Genomic DNA, 17,792 nt, shown 5'->3' on the forward strand with positions numbered 1-17,792 from the left:
CTTGGGGCCATAGGTTTCTCGTATTTCTGCAATTTTAAATATTTTTTTAGAGAAATTAATAAACTACCTAAATTCGTAGTTGAAATTTTAACATTTGAATCCGTGAAATCTGGTGATATTTGTTAGTATGTAACCCTGGAAAATAAGAGATCAGGAAAAACCTAAATTAACCCGTATGGTAAATAATGCCCAAAAAGCCGCGGTACTGGAGGAAGTAATAGACCATATCAACAAATTGCAACATGATGTACGTGCCGAAGTAGTAGTAGGAGAGTTACTGGATAATCATGTGCGTGCCGAAGAAATTGCCGTACAAAATCAAAATGTATTTGTAAGGTCTTTCAATAAAGATATTTTAGATGCTCAACTGGATGATTCGCAACCTTACCATCCATTTATTTCGCTTACCCTTTCCCGTGATGGACTGTACGATCGTTTACCGGAGGGCATCTTCCACCAGTTTACACCGCAGCAGCAACAGCGCTCGGTAAGGGAAATGGTGCTCAACTACAAGCGTCAGCAAAAAGAACAACAGGAAGCAAGAAAGTTTTTTCGCCCGCTTGAGAACGAATTTTTTCTACAAAGAGTTTTCCTGGAGCAGAAAGAAAAACATTTACTCTTTGATGCATTCGGAAAAGATACAGATGAATTGTTCCTGGCATTCTGGGGTATCAGGTCTGATCTGCCAAAAACAGCACTGAAAAAGTTGGTCAAATTGTTGCCATACATTTACCGCATAGCAGGTAATCTGCCCCTGGTACAACTTTACCTGAAGGCAATACTGGACGAGCCGGTAAAGATTGTCCAGGAAGATATGTCTACTGCTGTGGAAACTGGTGCTGCTGTGCCCCTTGGTAATTCAAGGCTGGGCATGGATTCAATGACTGGTGACCTCTTCTATACAGATATGCCTGTCTGGAAAATTACCATTGGCCCCCTGCAACAGCACAGGGTACACGACTTTCTTCCCTGGCAGCCATACGGCAAACTGTTAGAGACCTGTATTGGATTCCTGGTACCAGCTGATGTAGAAGTAGCAACTATACTTGAACCTCACGCAGATGAACGCAAGGCCTTTATGGCAGACTCCCGGGAGAAGGAAGGATTGGGCGGCTATAATTTTTACCTGTAGGCACTTAATGGAACTATTTTTGCATGTTATATACCCTTATGGTATGATTCCGGGCCCAACGGAGTATTCCAACCCCAGATCATCCAACAGGCTTAACCCTTTCCGAGGAAATAAACTATGATACTAAAAGCTAAGATCTACATTGTACTGGCGGCATTTATGGCTATCGGCTCCCTGATAGTGGGTCTGCTAAGCCGTTATATTAAAAACTTTTCCCTATATAAGAAAAAGGCACTCTGGTACCTTGCTATTATGGTACTGGTATTTGCTGTCATCAGCTCCATTCCGTTCCTCTTTACACACCAGAATTCCATGAGCCAGTATATCTTCTACGAAGTATGGTTTCTGGGCCTCGGCATAGTACATTGTAACCTCATGTATACCCGTTTCTGGGGCAGTGACGATTCATTTGGATCAGAGCTGGCATTCATTGTAGCCATCTGGCTGTTTGGTGGAATTGGCTTCATACTCATCCAGCATTTATTTGCAAAAGGAGAGTTTTCATTTTACCCCTTACTCACCTGTATGTTCGCATTTGCATTGCCTACATTTGTGTATAAGACCTTTGAAAAGATGATGGCCATTCCAGCTAAGATATTCAAGTGGTGGCAATATCCCGCTTACCAGGAATTACCTGAAGTGAATGAAGATGATATGCGCGATCTGATCGTAATTGGTTTTGAACTGGAGAAGAAAGTAACTGATCATGACCGCACCTACTTCCGGGCACGTACACCGATTAAGATGGATCTCGGCGACCTCTTCTATCATTTTATCAATGATTACAACGACCGTTATCCCAATACGCCGATTGACGTAGTGGATGCAAACGGACAACCATATGGCTGGGTATTTCACCTGAAATCAAAATGGGCATTTACAGCCAAAACACTCGATCCGGATAAGCCTGTATTCATGAATGGAATGCAGGAAAACAGCGTTATTATTTGTAACCGAATTATTATCAATTAATCCCTACATTTTAAAATTATTCATCCATGGCAGAACCGCTCAAATATTTTCCCGTCAACTGGGTTGATGGAATGAAGATAAAAAAACAGCATTTCGTTGAAACAGAAAACGCAATGCTGGATCAGATAAGGGATGCTATTTCCAGCGGCTTGCATGCGCAGAACTACGGATTGCTGCCTGCAAAAGCAGAAAGTAAAGAATCATTACGTTGCTGGTTTGTAACCGACAATCAGCAGCAATGGAGGATCAAACTCACCGAATGCCGTGCCGTTACCCCCGGTGGTGCAAGAATTGAGATCCCTGAACATACTGTACACTCGCTGAAATATGCGACCACGTTTCCTGAAGCTACATTTAACTGGGATCCACTGCACTCAGAAAATGCATATTACATCCTCATACAGGTAAACCCTTTCGACCGCCAGCCAAGCGGAGAACCTTTGCTGCGTGAAGATCCGCCAAGATTGCCGTATGCTACACCGGAATACCATCTGTATGTAACACCTGCATCACAGTTACCACAAGGGCAACTCGGTAGTTATCAAATGATACTGGGGCGTATCAATATCGTAGATGGTCGTCCGCAGATGGATGATGATTACATACCACCCTGTACAATGGTGTATGCGCATCCTTCCCTGGCAGACCTGCACCAGGAGCTGGATCAGTTCCTCGGTCAGCTGGAAATGTACGGCGTGCACATTGTTCAGAAAGTATATTCACGTAATCAGAATAATGACCTGGCACAGGTAGTATTGTACATCACAGAAAGATTAGTACAATACCTGGGTACGCGCATTTCTCAGTTCCGCTGGTTAGGTATTTATCAAACACCCGCAGCGATGCTGGAAGTAATAGCAGGCCTGGCCCGTACTATGAAGAATGCGATCGATCAGCGTGCAAGTGCAGGTAAAGAAGAACTGCTGAATTACTTTTCAGAATGGTGTGAACTGAAACAGGGTGAACTGGAAACCCTGATGATAAATTGTGCAAACATCCGCTATAAACACACAGATGTAAGAGAGTGTCTGCAACCTATGATCCCTTTTGTACGCGCGATCAACAAGTTGTTCGAAAGCCTGAGCAGGCTGGATTACATTGGTCGTAAGATGGATAGTGGCATCTTCGTAAAAGAAGAAAGTGCAGAGGATGCAGAATACATCCGTAAGCATAAAACCAAAAAATGGTTTTTCACAGATTGATCCTAATTATCAACTCAATTTAATATCACATGCGTGTACTGAACAAACAGGAAAGATTATCCGCTTTTTTATGGTTCCTGTTATTTTTTATAGTTACAGTAGGCCTGTTTGTACTGGCCGTATTTTTCAACTTCCAGGTGCCAAACCGCGAGAATGCAGAGCTACGTAAAGAGCTCGCTACATTCCGCCAGGAGCAGGCGTTTCAGGGTGAGTTCCTGGCAAAGCTGGAGAGAGTGAGAAACAATCTCGATTCTATTAATCTGCCTAATCAGAATGCGAATTATATGGATCAGGTAATTGCACAGGATCTGGTGAGTATGCGTAACTCTATACCTAAGGATGCAGTAACTCATTATGGCTTGTATGCAAACATCATTCAGAACTGTCTTTTATTACAACAAAGTAAACAGCAATTGCGTGGATTATCTAATGCACAACAAAGTATTGCAGAGCTCAAAGAAAAGATCAGCGATCTGAACAAAGAGCTTGAAAATGCCCGCAGCGAGCTGGATTACAACAGGCAGTTAATGAGAAGCAGGTAAATATTCTACACATGTTGTTAATGATAAATGATTAAAATTCTAATTTGTTAAATGACCATATGAGCTTTGCGGTAAATGGAATAATAATTATTTTTGGAGCATCATAAATAGATAAATAAATAGATAGCTCTTAATTGTTAATTCTTTATTGTAAACCTTAAACATTTAACCCATGTCATTCAAATCCGTGTTTGAAGTAGCAGGAAAACAGATGGTTGTTAAACACTGTAGCTACGACCTCACCCAGGAAGTAGATGCAACTGGTCGCCCTTCAGCTATTACCCGCGGCGGCCGCATCAGATTAACAGTAGAATCTAATGGTGATACCGATTTGTTTGAATGGATGGTAAACAACTTCGAAAGGAAGGATGGTACTATCACGTTCTACAAAAGAGATTCTGATGCTAAGCTGAAATCACTCAACTTCAAGGAAGGATACCTGGTGAAGTTCGAAGAAACCTTCGATGCTGATAACCAGAATCCGATGATGGTGTCATTCACTATCTCTGCCCGTGAAATTGCCATGGGTAACGCTTCCCATATCAATGAATGGGTAAAGTAGTGGGATGATTTGCTAAAGAAAATTATGCCCTTTTTAAAAGCCCCTTCGCTGGCGCGGAGGGGCTTTATATATTTTATGGCTTGTTGTATTCCCTTCTACTCTCTACCGTGTATATAAAACTATCCGCTTTATAATACCCCAGGTTATACTCCACCGGTAAATCATTCTTATCATACACAAATCTCCTCCTGAACAGTACCGGACTCCCCGCATCAATCTCTAATTTTCCTGCCACAAATTTATCCGCCGCTTTCGCACTCACTTCCTCCTTCGATAAAACAGCTACCACCCCATAATCCTTATCCAATATTTCATACAACTGCCGCTTAAAATCTTCCTCACCTGTCAACCCAATCCTGGGATGAAACCAGGAAATGAAATAAACAAAAGGGCCATCCGGTGTTCCTCTCAATCTTTCTAATTTCAATATCTTTTGTGTGGCTGTGATACCAAAAAATTCCGCGGTATCATTATCCGGCAATACCCATGTAACATGTAACTCAAAATTTCGCACTTTTAAGCCCCGTGCCTGCATTTCCTGGGTGAAGCTGATCCAGTTCTTCGCCTTTGAACTAATCCGGTCTAATTCGGCCACTTTTGTGCCCACACCTTTCTTGCGCAACAGCAATCCCTCATATACAAGTTTATTCAGCGCCTGCCGCAATGTAGATCTTGAAATAGCCAGCTGCTTCGCCAGCTCTACCTCATTCGGTAAAAACTGCCCACCCGCATACTTCGGATCCCTGATCATATTCCGCAGCAAATGCTCCACCTGAATATGTAATGGAACCGGATTCTGATGATCAATACTCATTTCCATCTGCTAAAATTAATCATTATGTTTGTATGTACATACATGCTATGGGGATAAAGATCTTCTTCGGTTATTTCATGCTTTCGCCCCCTGCTGGCGACTGCCTGGCAAAACGATCTGGCTGCCTCATATTTAAGGAAGTAGCAGAGAAAAATATGCCACCATCGGCATTACAGTGTATACTCCTTATCCTGAAAAGGAATTCCCTAACATGAAACCTTATGTCTATCTTAATGCCAGCGCCAGGAACTGGTTTGAAGGAAGAATGGTCATGGCCCTTGCCGCAAATGGTGTGATAAAAGAGGCATATGATGGACTCAGCCTATGCTGGATCGTGTCCTAAACCACTATGGTTTCTACGAATGGTATGATGTGCAGACAGGTACCCTAAAGGGTCCGGGGATTTCAGGGGAGAAACGGGGAATTATACGATGGATTGGGCAGCTTATCAAAAATGATACTCATGTTTATATGTTCATACATTTAATACAGGAGGCAGCCAAAGCTGTCTCCTATATTAAAAGCAACTTAATTCACCGGTACATTCACTTCCATTTTAATTATATCATCCACTTTTCCACCCGGCGTTCCCACGCCATAATCACTTCTGTTCACATCAAATTTTGCTGTGAATGTGCCGCCATTACCCGCTTTCGTAAACGTAAACGGAATAGATAAAGGTTTCTTTACACCATGCATTGTCAACTCCCCTTTTGCAACATAGCCGCTTCCGGATTTCGTTATTTCTGTAGACGTAAATGTGATAGCCGGATACTTTTTCGCATCAAACCATTTATCACCTTTCGCATGTGTATTCTTCAACCCATTGCCTGTATTGATACTGGATACATCAATCGTTACATCAAATTTAGATGTATTCAGGTGCTGCTCATCAAAGACAATCTTTCCCTTTAAATCTTTAAAAATACCATTGGCACCTGAGGCCGAAAATTTAACAGCGTAGCCTGCAGCAATTTTATAATCAGGTCCGGAGAGAACCGTAAATGCTGATGCAACCAAAATAACAAAGGCTGTTACAGGTAGGAGGAATTTTTTCATTGTGCTTGAAAATTTTGCTAAATGTAGGCGAAAAAAAAACGGTTTTGCCATTTAGCAAAACCGTTCGAATATTTTAAGTCTTTCTTAACTTCAGTGACTGTACAAAATGATGATTCCCTTTCTCCAGAATTAAACTCGCCCTAAACCTTGTCGGCAGTATATTCTGCACCAAATTGGGCTTATTGATTTCATTCCAGATCTTTCTTGCTATCTCTTCGGCTTCCGCATCCGTAAGATGTGCATACCTGTGAAAATAAGATTCCGGATTAGTAAATGCTGTTGTGCGCAGCGACTTGAACCGTTCTATATACCACATCTCCAGGTCTTTGTCTTCTGCGTCTACGAATATAGAAAAGTCAAAAAAATCCGATACGAAGATACTTGGCTCCGGTGAGCCCAGCGGCCTTGGCCTTACCTGTAATACATTCACACCTTCTACAATCACAATATCCGGAGACTCCACCCACTGCATATCATTCGCCATCACATCATATTCAAGATGACTATACAGCGGTGCTGCCACCTTTTCTTTTCCTGACTTTAAGTTGGCCAGGAACTGTACTAACCTCCTGATATCATAACTCTCCGGAAAACCTTTCCTGTTCATAATGCCCCGCTGTTCCAATACCCTGTTAGGATACAAAAAACCATCGGTAGTTACCAATGCTACTCTCGGATGATTGGGCCATGCAGCCAGCAACCTTTGCAACACACGGGCTGTGGTACTTTTCCCAACTGCTACACTACCGGCAATTCCAATAATATAAGGTACCTTGGTAACTTTGCTACCCAGAAATGTATTTGTAGTTGCATGTAGCTCCTGCGCAGCTGTTACATACAGATTAAGCAGGCGTGACAGCGGCACGTAGATTTGTGTAACTTCTTCCTTCGTTAGCGGCTCATTTAACCCATGCAGTTTGTCAAGATCTTTGATCAGGTGTTCCGTGGGCTCATCACTTTTATTTGCCCATTCTTCACGGGCAATAGTGATATAGGGAGCGTAGTTGTTCCGTGTCATTTAGTTTAGATGCTGTTGACCTGTTGATTCGATTCCGTTGTTTCAGGGTGCTAAGCTATGTAAACCGTTTTAACATTCAAAAATTCATGTGTGCCTTCCTGAGAAAGTTCCCTTCCATATCCCGATTGTTTCACACCACCAAATGGCAAACGGGCATCAGAACGCACCATGGCATTGATAAATACATTGCCGCTTTCAATCTGTGTAGCCAGTTTTGCCGCTTTACCGGTATCGCTGGTCCAGAGAGATGACCCCAGTCCATATGGTGTCTGGTTCGCCAATGCAATAGCATGCTGTTCATTTTCAGCGTTAATGATCACAGCCAATGGTCCAAAGGTTTCTTCGTCAAAGGCTGTCATACCAGGTTTTACACCGCTAAGCAGGGTAGGAGCAAAATTGGCCCCGGATCGCTGCCCGCCGGTTATCAGTTTCGCACCCTGTTCGATTGACTGATGTAACTGATGTCCTAACTCTGCTGCCAGATCCGGACGAGCCATTGGCCCCATGTCAGTGGTCTGCAAGATAGGATCTCCCTGGCTCATTTGCTGTATGAGTGTCGTCACCCGTTCTGTAAATTCGTCAGCTATTGCCTGGTCTACGATCCAGCGTTTTGCAGCAATGCAGGACTGACCAGCGTTCTGAAAACGGGCCTTCACAGCAGTACGTGCAGCGGCTTCCAGCTCCGCATCTTTCAGCACAATAAAGGGATCACTGCCCCCCAGTTCCAATACCGTTTTCCTGATATATTTTCCTGCCAGCCCTGCCACGCTCATGCCCGCAGCGGTGCTCCCTGTCAGGGTTACGCCCTGTACCCGCTCATCCGCAATCAGGGGCTCCATGTGTTTGGAGTTCACCAGTACCGCTTGAAACACGCCTTCAGGGAAACCGGCTTCCAGGAAGACCTGCCCGATGGCCAGTGCGCAACCGCTTACATTACTGGCATGCTTGAGGATCCCCGCATTGCCCGCCAGAATATTTGGAATCGCAAAGCGGAATACCTGCCAGTAAGGGAAATTCCAGGGCATAATTGCCAGGATAATTCCTTTAGGTTCGTAGGAGATATAACTCTGCTGTGCATCAGATTTGATAATTTTCGGTGCCAGCATACTACCAATATTTTGTACATAATATTCGGCCGAAGTGGCACATTTCAGTACTTCAGCTTTCGCTTCCTTCAGGGTTTTCCCCATTTCCTGGGTGATAATAAAGGCGTGTTCATCCGCGTTCTCTTTCAGCAGGTCCGCAAGCCGCTGCATCCATGTACAACGCTGCTCAAGTGAAGTTTGTTTCAATGCCTGATGTGCCCGATGTCCTTTCGCTAATCTTTGTTCCAGTTCTGATGGAGTGTGCGCTGTATATTCAGCAATGGTTTCCTCTGTATATGGATTAATACTCTTGAAAATACTCATGTGAATAAAGTTTTGATTCCCTGGGCTGTAAAAGTAAGGATTATAATTTCCTGAACTGTTCAGGAGTACAATTATAATACCGTGTAAAACTATTCACGAAAGTATCCACATTTTTATACCCTGTTTCCTTTGCGATCTTCTCCAGGCATGCATCTTTCTTTGTTAATAACAACGCTGCTTTTTCCAGTCGCCACAGGATCACAAAAGCCTCTACGCTGGTACCATACAAACCTTTGAAACCCTCCTGTAATTTTGCAACAGGAATATCGAACAGCTGGCACAATTCCACTGTGGAAATTCCAGTTGTATTCGCTTTAATATGCGCTTTCACACTATCAATACTATTCACATCTTCATTGGTGAGTGGCGGGTATTCAACAAGTTCTTTTTGTAGCCGTGCAAAGAAATGAATGAGTAACAATTCACATTGCTTACTAATGTACCGGCTGCGTGCAAAGGTATTTCCTCCCAGTGGATTCCGTATTTGTTCAAGGAGTAATGAACAATAGGCATCCATTGTTACACCATTCATGTTGATCACACCACCACGCAGGTTATTTGCAATAGCAGGTAATATAGTTTCTTCAAGAAACGCATTATCCGCCAGTGAAGGGAGTAAGGCTTCATCAAACTCGATGTTAAGAAAGCAATGCGTACCCGGATGTATAGTCACCGCTTTTTCTTCTTGGGTTACGTAAAATAAATTCAGATCTCCCTGCTGCACATGTTCGGTGAACCCTCCACGCATCATGGAATGGACATTCAGGGAACTAAGAGTCACTCCTAAATGTAAACCCGGTGCATCTACCCGGGGATGAATTTCTGTAACCTGGGAAGTGATGGCATGATGTTGCCATACCCGGTATGGGGGCGCTTCCAGCAATTGCTTGAATACAAAAACGCGGGCATTACCATATACCGTTCTCCTCGCGTAAGGAATAATATAGGAATGCATGATCTCGGGAACATTTTCGACCTTGACGAAGTCGGCGAAAATTTGTTGTTCTGCCTGTCTGATTAAATTCATATCAGATATAAGTAGCTTAACCTTAGCCCTTGGTACTCAAAATACCTATAAATAAAGCGATAAAATTTGAATTTTAATCCCCTAAAATGGCAGCGGCATCCGTATGGGCCAGTGAATGGCTTAAAAATCAATAGCCTTGCCCGAAGGGAATCTGGCTGATTTCCGGGCAATAAAGAAGAGAACAGGTACGCCACCTGGTAATTGAGTAATAGTATTCTAACCCAAAAATGATTATATTTAATCATACCCAAACCTGTAAATATGGCAACCAAAATCGTGTCTTGTCTGGCATTGCTATGCCTTTGCCTCACTGTAGCCACCGCACAACAAAAAGTAACCGGAAAAGTCACAGATGCCACCACTGGCGCCCCATTAGAAGGAATCACTGTAAGAGTCAAACTAAGTAGTGCCGGCTCCTTAACAAACAAGTCCGGGGAATATGTAATCGAAGCCAAAGCCACGGACGTGCTCGAAATCAGTGCCATCGGCTTCAATGCCCAGGCGATTTCAGTCAATGGCCGCTCCGTGGTCGATGTAAAATTAGTCTCCGCTGTCTCGGAATTGAACCAGATCGTGCTCGTAGGTAGCCGTGGTACAGGTAGGGCCAGAACCGAAACCCCTGTTCCGGTAGATGTCATCCCTATCGCCCAGGCAGCCCTCCCCACTGCTAAAACCGACCTGACTGCAATCTTAAACATGGCCGCCCCTTCCCTGAATTACAACAAGCAGAGTGGGAGTGATGGCGCAGACATGATTGACCTGGCTACTCTCCGGGGCTTGGGACCTGATCAAACCCTGGTACTGGTTAATGGGAAAAGACGGCACCAGACCGCCTTCGTAGCCGTTTATGGTACCCGTGGCCGGGGTAACTCCGGCACAGACCTCAATGCTATTCCAGAAGCTGCCATTGACAGGGTCGAAATTCTGCGCGACGGGGCCTCCGCACAATATGGCTCCGATGCCATCGCCGGGGTGATCAATATTATCCTCAAAAAAGATGTGAACCACCTCAATGTCACCGCAGGTTATGCCGGCTATTATGACCATAAGTATAATACCTGGTTTGGCCGTAAGCAATCTCAATATCAATACGGCGTTCCCATTGATGGTAATACGGGTACCCTGGGCCTTAGTTATGGCCTTCCACTGGGAAGACATGGTGGTTTCCTGAACTTCTCCGGCAATTTTCTCATTCAGGGTAAAACCTACCGGCAAGCCCTGGATACAGACCTGAATCACAAAGATGGACTGCCTGTCAATAGTGTGAGAAGAGGAGCTGGTGATGGATCCCGCATGAATGGGGGAGGAATGATCAACCTGGAAGTACCCCTGGGTACGGGAAAAACTTCCTTGTATGCATTTGGTGGTTATAATTATAAAAGCTCCGATGCCTTTGCCTATTCCCGCTCCTTTGCAGGTCACCCGGACCGTTTCCCGACTGATGACGGTGGTCATCTGATCTTCCATAAAGATATTATGTATGCTGTGCCGGACGATACCATTTTCGATCCTCATATCCAGACCCATGTCAGTGATGTCTCTGCAGCTGTAGGGGTAAAAGGTGAATTTGGAGAAGGCTGGACCTGGGATGTGAGCAATACCCTGGGCAGAAACAATTTTCATTTTTATGGGGATAAGACCTTCAACGCCTCCCTGGGGGCAAAATCGCCCACGCACTTCGATGATGGCGGTTTCTCATTTTTACAGAACACCACTAATGTGACCTTCACTAAAGCAATTCATCATTTAAACCTTGCCTTTGGTGCCGAATACCGCTATGAAAGATATAGCATCTATGCTGGTGAAGAAGCGTCATACACCAATTACGATCCTACTTTCTATAAAGCCACGGGTTCCCAGGGCTTCCCCGGTTATCGCCCCAGCGATGAGGTGGCCGCCAATCGTGGTAACATAGCTGCCTATGTAGACGCAGAAATGGATGTAACCGATAAATGGCTGGTAGGTGCTGCTATCAGGGCAGAGAACTATTCGGATTTTGGATTCACGACGAATTATAAACTGGCTACCCGTTACAAGCTTACGAGCAATTTTAATATCCGTGCCTCTGTCAGTACAGGTTTCAGGGCACCTTCCCTGCAACAGATCAACTACAGTTCCCAGTATACTAACGTACAGGGGGGTACTATTTCCGAAGTAAAGATTGCGCCTAATTACAATGCGATCACCCGGGCAGCAGGCATCCCTGATCTGAAACAGGAAAAGTCGCTGAATGCCAGTCTCGGTTTTACCTGGAAACCAGTGCCTGTACTAACTGTAACAGTAGATGGATATTATGTGAAGGTAAAAGATCGTATCGTACTCTCCGGGCAGTTTAATGCAGGGGATACAACCCTGGATGCAGAAGTATATAACACACTTAACGCCCTGCACATTGACAATGCACAGTTCTTTGCCAATGCTGTGAATACTTCCAACTACGGGGTAGACCTCGTGGTAGATTACAACAAACGCTGGAGCAATCAGCATTTCCGTGTATTATTTACAGGCAATGTGCAGCAGATGAGTATTGACAAAATTAACGTACCAGCGAAGCTGAATGACAGCTATGTACATCGTCAATCTTTCTTCAGCGACCGTGAGCAGCGCTTTGTAAAAGCTTCTGCGCCACCGGTGAAGATGGGCCTCAACCTGGAATATGGTTTCGATAAATGGAGTTTTGGTTCACACCTCACTTACTTTGGTAAGATATCGCTCTTTGGTTACGGCTATTCCGGCGACCTGTCAGGTACCGGTATTAACCCGATCGTAGAACTGGATGAAGGTGGAAAAACAGTGCCGGAATTATTTGTGTACAAAGGAAAGCTGGTGACTGATCTTTATGTAAGTCATAAATTCAGCCGGCATATCAACCTGTTTGTAGGGGTGGATAATGTATTTAATGTACATCCTGATTTAGGCTATGTGCAAGGAGCGAAGCTTTCAGCGTTTGATGGTGAAGCGGGTGGTGCCTGGGATCCTGTGCAGATGGGGGTCAATGGTATGCGCTTATTTACGAGAATCGCATTAGACTTTTAATTTTTCAATAAACAGGAACGGCTCCCTTCGGGAGCCGTTCCTGTTTTGTATTTTTATAAAGCTCCTACAGAACTTTAGAAACCTTGATAGTATTTGTTGGCAGGTGTTCTGCTACCGGAGTAGAACCAGTATTTACAACGATATCATCAGTTTTCAGGAATCCTTTATCTTTCAGGGTGCTGATCTGATCTTTGATAATATTGTCCAGACCGATTTCTTCATTGTAGTAGAAAGCACGTACACCCCAGCTCAGGCTCAGCTGATTTACCAAAGTCTTTTCTTTAGTAAATACGAACAGTGGAGAGCGTGGACGGTAGCTGCTCAGCATAAAGCCGGTGTAACCACTCTGGGTCATACCAACCAGTGCATTTGCTTCCAGGTCTTCAGCCATCTTACAAGCGTTGTAGCAAAGTGCATCGCTCAGGAAGGTTGGAGAATGACGGTGAGGGATCAGGTTACGGTTGTAGATGATTTCTTCTTTCTCAACTTCACCGATGATCTTACGCATAGTCTGGATAACCAGTTCTGGGAACTGACCAGTTGCAGTTTCACCGCTCAGCATCACAGCATCAGCACCTTCCAGCACCGCATTAGCTACGTCAGTGATTTCGCTACGGTTAGGGCGGGTACGGTCGATCATGGATTCCATCATCTGGGTAGCCACGATTACCGGCTTAGCACGGTGAATACATTTACGGATAATATCTTTCTGGATCATTGGGATCTGCTCTACTGGCAGTTCCACACCCAGGTCACCACGAGCGATCATTACGCCGTCGCTTTCCCAGATGATCTCTTTCAGATTTGCGATAGCCTCAGGCTTTTCGATCTTAGAGATAACTTTGATCTTAGAGTTACGTTCTTTCAAACGTTTACGAATCAGTTGCAGGTCAGCAGCATCTCTTACAAATGACAGGGCAACCCAGTCACAGTTATGGTCGATGATGAATTCCAGATCTTCTACGTCTTTTGGAGTCAGCGCTGGCAGAGATACTTTAGTATCTGGCAGGTTGAAACCTTTCTTAGAAGACAGAACACCTGGCAGGGTAACTTCAGCTTTGATTTCACCTGCAGCAGTGATTTCTTTTACTACAGTTTCGATCTTACCGTCATCCAGCAGAATTTTCTGACCTGGTTTTACATCTTTATGCAGATCAGCATAAGATACATATATTCTTTCGGCAGTACCAACTACCTTCTCGTTTACGAAAGTCAGGATCATACCCGGAACCAGTGGCAGCGCATTGTTAGCGATTTCACCTACGCGCAGTTTTGGTCCTTGCAGGTCAGCCAGGATGGCAACATTGAAAGATTCAACTTCGTTGATCTGGCGAATGTAGCCAATGATGCGAAGTTTGTCTTCGTGAGAGCCATGTGAAAAGTTCAGGCGGAACACGTTTACGCCGGCTTTTACCAGGGCCAGTAATTTGTCGTAAGTGTCGCATGCCGGTCCTACTGTGGCAACTATCTTCGTTTTGTGTTTAGATATATCTTGTGTACTCATAGCTCTTATTTTAACTCGCAAGTATTTTTACTATTTTAAACCATTCCGGATCGATCTGCTCTTTGGCTTTAATGGCCTGTTCCAGAGGTGTATATTGGATTTTGTTGTTTACAATTCCTACCATAACATTGGAAGTGCCATTCAACAACGCTTCTACAGCAGCATAACCCATACGGCTAGCCAGGATACGGTCCTGACAGGTAGGACTACCACCACGTTGAATATGTCCGAGGATGGTTACGCGGGTATCCAGTTGAGGACATTGTTCCTTAATCTGGCGTGCTACCGCTTCTGCGCCACCAGCAGCAGAACCTTCTGCTACCACGATGATGTTTACTAATTTCTTGCGGCGTTCGTTAGCCTGCAGTTCCAGGATAATGTCTTGAACATCGATAATGTGCTCAGGAGTCATAATGTGCTCAGCACCAGTAGAAATACCACTGTGGAGAGCTATATAACCAGCATCACGCCCCATTACTTCTATGATAAATAAGCGGTCGTGTGCATCAGCTGTATCACGGATCTTGTCTATCGCATCTACTGCTGTATTCACAGCTGTATCAAACCCAATGGTAAAATCTGAACCGGCAATGTCTTTGTCAATTGTGCCTGGCAGACCTATGCACGGAATATCAAATTCCTGGCTCATCTTGTACGCACCATTGAAAGAACCATCGCCACCGATTACTACGATACCATCGATGTTGTGCTTCTTTAAATTTTCGTAGGCTTTTTTACGGCCTTCGGCTTCGTAAAACTCTTTACAACGGGCTGTTTTTAAGATTGTACCACCGCGCTGTATAATGTTGGCAACAGATTTAGACTCCAAAGGAAAGATTTCGTTCTTCAACATTCCCCTGTAACCATACATGACACCAAAAACATTCAGCTGATTGTAAATTCCCGTTCTTACAACTGCACGAACGGCAGCATTCATGCCCGGCGCGTCTCCGCCTGATGTAAGGACCGCAATGTTGTTAACTTTTTTCATAGTTATGTTATATTTCCCTCTCTACGTTGTTTTTATGTGGGAATTCCCCGACGTTGAACCTGTGATGCCCAGTTTATACCCCAAATGTGTCATAGTGGTATACTCCGAATATTCTAACAATCTCTTTCCGCAAGTCAGCTTCTTTTCCTGATTATCACATTCCTTATGCATAAATTGCCAGAAAAATATTTAATTGGCGCACAAAAATAACATTTTGGATATTCTTTCTAATAGTAATCTGATGAATTAAAGAAAATTTTCAATTTCAGTTAACCAATAGAGTATTTTTTTAAAAAAATATACATATGTATAATTTAAATGCAATAATGCAACGTCTACCTGCTTTAATTTTTACTTTTATTAATTCCTCTTTGCTTCTTACCACTATGTCTACAGCGCAAGCGCAATCACAACAACCTGGCATTGCTTATCCGCAAACACGGAAAACCGACGTCTCAGATAACTACCATGGCACTACTATTGCCGACCCTTATCGCTGGCTGGAGGACGATAATAGTCCTGAAACCAAAGCATGGGTAAAGGAGCAAAATACGATCACCCAGAATTATCTTGCAAAGATACCTTTCCGCGACTCGATAAAAAATCGTCTGGAAGTGTTATGGAATTATCCAAAAACAGCTGCACCGGATCATAGAGGTAACTATCTATACTTCTACAAAAACGATGGTTTGCAAAACCAGGCTGTACTGTACAGGCAGGCAACCACCCCTGGCGCTAAGCCCGAATTATTCATCGATCCAAATAAATTATCTGCCGATGGTACAACAGCTTTAGGCACCGTACAGTTCTCTAAAGACGGAAAATATGCCGCTTACCTGATTGCAAAGGCTGGTTCCGACTGGCAGCAGGCCCATGTAATGGACGTAGCTACCAAAACTTTGCTCCCCGATAGCCTGAACTGGCTCAAATTCACCGGTCTTTCCTGGAGAGGAGATGGCTTTTATTATAGTCGCTATGACGAACCCACCGAAGCCAGCAAACTCTCTAAAAAGAACGAATTCCATAAAATTTACTACCACAAGGTAGGTACTTCTCAGGATAAGGATGTACTGATTCACGCTGATTCAGATCACCCACTACGCAATTTTTCAGCAAGTGTTACCGAAGACGAACGTTTCCTGCTCTTAAGCGCGTCAGAAGGCACTTCCGGCAATGAAATATGGTTCCGCGACATGAAAAATCCTGACCAAAAGGAGTTCAAATTGCTGATCAAAGGCTTCGAATATGAGCCAAATGTAATAGACAATGACGGCGATAAGCTGCTCGTGATCACCAACGAAGGCGCACCGAACTATAAAGTAGAGCTGATCGATACCAAAAATCCCCAGGGCCCCCGCAAGCTGATCATCCCTGAACGAAAAGAAACCCTGGTACATGTCGGTACCGGCGGTGGAAAACTGTTTGCCGTATACCTGCAGGATGCCGCTAACCGTGTATACCAATTAGACTATGCAGGCCACCTGGAAAGAGAGATCAAACTCCCTGGCATCGGTACCGCCTCCGGATTCGGCGGTAAAAAAGAAGACAAGGAATTCTATTACACCTTTAATTCATATGTGACACCGGCCCTGATATATAAATATGAAATAACAAATGGCCACTCCTCCCTTTACTTCAAACCTGAGCTGAAATTCGATCCTTCCCAGTACGAAACCAAACAGGTATTCTTTAATAGTAAAGATGGTACCCGCATTCCAATGTTCCTTTCCTATAAGAAAGGAATCAAACTAAATGGCAACAATCCTGTATTCCTGTATGGTTACGGTGGATTTAATATCCCGCTCACCCCTTCTTTCAGCGTATCCAACCTGTTCTTTATGGAGCAAGGCGGTATTTTTGCACAGGTAACCCTGCGTGGTGGTGCGGAGTATGGCGAAGAATGGCACAAAGCTGGTATGTTTGAGAAGAAGCAGAATGTATTCGATGACTTTATCGGTGCAGCAGAATTCCTGATCAAAGAAAAATATACCAATACCTCCAAATTAGCAGTACACGGCCGATCAAATGGTGGGCTGCTGATAGGGGCAGTGATGACACAACGCCCTGATCTGTTCAGGGTAGCAATACCCACTGTAGGGGTACTGGATATGCTGCGCTACCAAAACTTTACAATCGGATGGGCATGGGGTGTGGAATATGGCACCAGCGATAAGGAAGATCAGTTCAGATACCTGATCAAATACTCACCACTGCACAACCTGAAGCCAGGGACCTCTTATCCTGCTACTATGGTCACTACAGGCGATCATGATGATAGGGTAGTGCCTGCACACTCATTTAAATTTGCAGCTACACTGCAGGCAGATAATGCAGGCCCTAACCCAACGCTTATACGTATCGATACCCAGGCAGGCCATGGTGCAGGTAAGCCGACAGGCAAGCTGATAGAAGAGTCTGCGGACATCTGGGCTTTTGTGATGTATAACCTGGGCATGCATTTCAAAAATTAAATTGAATGGCCAATGCCGCTTCCCAAAAACGCTGATGCCGCAGGCATCAGCGT

General features: G+C 44.2%; 15 protein-coding genes. 8 read left to right on the plus strand and 7 right to left on the minus strand.

Going from position 1 to position 17,792, the window contains the following annotated elements; all coding sequences use genetic code 11:
• Positions 1–175 precede the first annotated feature (175 nt).
• From U0033_RS28900 to tssD, 5 genes are all read left to right on the plus strand, one after another.
• Positions 176–1,132 (plus strand): type VI secretion system baseplate subunit TssG, encoded by a 957-nt coding sequence (locus U0033_RS28900; RefSeq protein ID WP_072361737.1) that lies wholly within the window; start codon positions 176–178, stop codon positions 1,130–1,132.
• A 117-nt stretch (positions 1,133–1,249) separates the two neighbouring features.
• Positions 1,250–2,104, plus strand: a complete 855-nt coding sequence (locus U0033_RS28905) for a TssN family type VI secretion system protein (RefSeq protein ID WP_072361740.1) — start codon at positions 1,250–1,252, stop codon at positions 2,102–2,104.
• A 26-nt stretch (positions 2,105–2,130) separates the two neighbouring features.
• Positions 2,131–3,306, plus strand: a complete 1,176-nt coding sequence (locus tag U0033_RS28910; RefSeq protein ID WP_072361743.1) for a hypothetical protein — start codon at positions 2,131–2,133, stop codon at positions 3,304–3,306.
• A 29-nt stretch (positions 3,307–3,335) separates the two neighbouring features.
• Positions 3,336–3,848 carry a type VI secretion system TssO gene (gene tssO / locus U0033_RS28915; RefSeq protein WP_072361746.1) on the plus strand — a complete coding sequence of 171 codons (513 nt, stop codon included), beginning with the start codon at positions 3,336–3,338 and terminating at the stop codon, positions 3,846–3,848.
• Positions 3,849–4,020: 172 nt separating this feature from the next.
• Positions 4,021–4,410 (plus strand): type VI secretion system tube protein TssD, encoded by a 390-nt coding sequence (gene tssD / locus U0033_RS28920; RefSeq protein WP_072361749.1) that lies wholly within the window; start codon positions 4,021–4,023, stop codon positions 4,408–4,410.
• Positions 4,411–4,483: 73 nt separating this feature from the next.
• Here tssD and U0033_RS28925 read toward each other — a convergent pair whose 3' ends face one another.
• Positions 4,484–5,230, minus strand: coding sequence for a GntR family transcriptional regulator (locus U0033_RS28925; RefSeq protein ID WP_072361753.1), 747 nt, complete (start codon positions 5,228–5,230; stop codon positions 4,484–4,486).
• Between the two features lie 205 nt (positions 5,231–5,435).
• On the opposite strand from U0033_RS28925, the gene U0033_RS28930 reads away from it, so the two are divergent.
• Positions 5,436–5,567, plus strand: coding sequence for a hypothetical protein (locus U0033_RS28930; RefSeq protein ID WP_262487763.1), 132 nt, complete (start codon positions 5,436–5,438; stop codon positions 5,565–5,567).
• A gap of 185 nt (positions 5,568–5,752) precedes the next feature.
• Here the strand turns inward: U0033_RS28930 and U0033_RS28935 are convergent, their stop codons facing one another.
• The 4 genes from U0033_RS28935 to U0033_RS28950 form a co-directional block, all read right to left on the minus strand.
• Positions 5,753–6,283 carry a YceI family protein gene (locus tag U0033_RS28935; RefSeq protein WP_072361756.1) on the minus strand — a complete coding sequence of 177 codons (531 nt, stop codon included), beginning with the start codon at positions 6,281–6,283 and terminating at the stop codon, positions 5,753–5,755.
• Between the two features lie 73 nt (positions 6,284–6,356).
• A complete protein-coding gene (gene coaA, locus U0033_RS28940) occupies positions 6,357–7,301 on the minus strand; it encodes a type I pantothenate kinase (protein ID WP_072361759.1) in 945 nt (314 codons plus the stop codon).
• 50 nt (positions 7,302–7,351) lie between these two features.
• Positions 7,352–8,710, minus strand: coding sequence for an NAD-dependent succinate-semialdehyde dehydrogenase (locus tag U0033_RS28945; protein WP_072361761.1), 1,359 nt, complete (start codon positions 8,708–8,710; stop codon positions 7,352–7,354).
• Between the two features lie 40 nt (positions 8,711–8,750).
• Positions 8,751–9,737, minus strand: coding sequence for a helix-turn-helix domain-containing protein (locus U0033_RS28950; protein WP_072361764.1), 987 nt, complete (start codon positions 9,735–9,737; stop codon positions 8,751–8,753).
• Positions 9,738–9,998: 261 nt separating this feature from the next.
• Here U0033_RS28950 and U0033_RS28955 point away from each other — a divergent pair, with 261 nt between their 5' ends.
• Positions 9,999–12,773, plus strand: a complete 2,775-nt coding sequence (locus U0033_RS28955) for a TonB-dependent receptor (protein WP_072361767.1) — start codon at positions 9,999–10,001, stop codon at positions 12,771–12,773.
• 64 nt (positions 12,774–12,837) lie between these two features.
• Here the strand turns inward: U0033_RS28955 and pyk are convergent, their stop codons facing one another.
• Both pyk and pfkA read right to left on the minus strand, forming a co-directional pair.
• Complete coding sequence (gene pyk, locus U0033_RS28960; protein ID WP_072361770.1) at positions 12,838–14,277, minus strand: pyruvate kinase; 1,440 nt, start codon at positions 14,275–14,277, stop codon at positions 12,838–12,840.
• Between the two features lie 10 nt (positions 14,278–14,287).
• Positions 14,288–15,268, minus strand: a complete 981-nt coding sequence (gene pfkA / locus U0033_RS28965; RefSeq protein WP_072361773.1) for a 6-phosphofructokinase — start codon at positions 15,266–15,268, stop codon at positions 14,288–14,290.
• Between the two features lie 386 nt (positions 15,269–15,654).
• On the opposite strand from pfkA, the gene U0033_RS28970 reads away from it, so the two are divergent.
• Positions 15,655–17,739 carry a prolyl oligopeptidase family serine peptidase gene (locus tag U0033_RS28970; RefSeq protein WP_072361776.1) on the plus strand — a complete coding sequence of 695 codons (2,085 nt, stop codon included), beginning with the start codon at positions 15,655–15,657 and terminating at the stop codon, positions 17,737–17,739.
• Positions 17,740–17,792 lie beyond the last annotated feature (53 nt).

It is taken from the genome of Chitinophaga sancti (assembly GCF_034424315.1).
Lineage (GTDB): Bacteria > Bacteroidota > Bacteroidia > Chitinophagales > Chitinophagaceae > Chitinophaga > Chitinophaga sancti.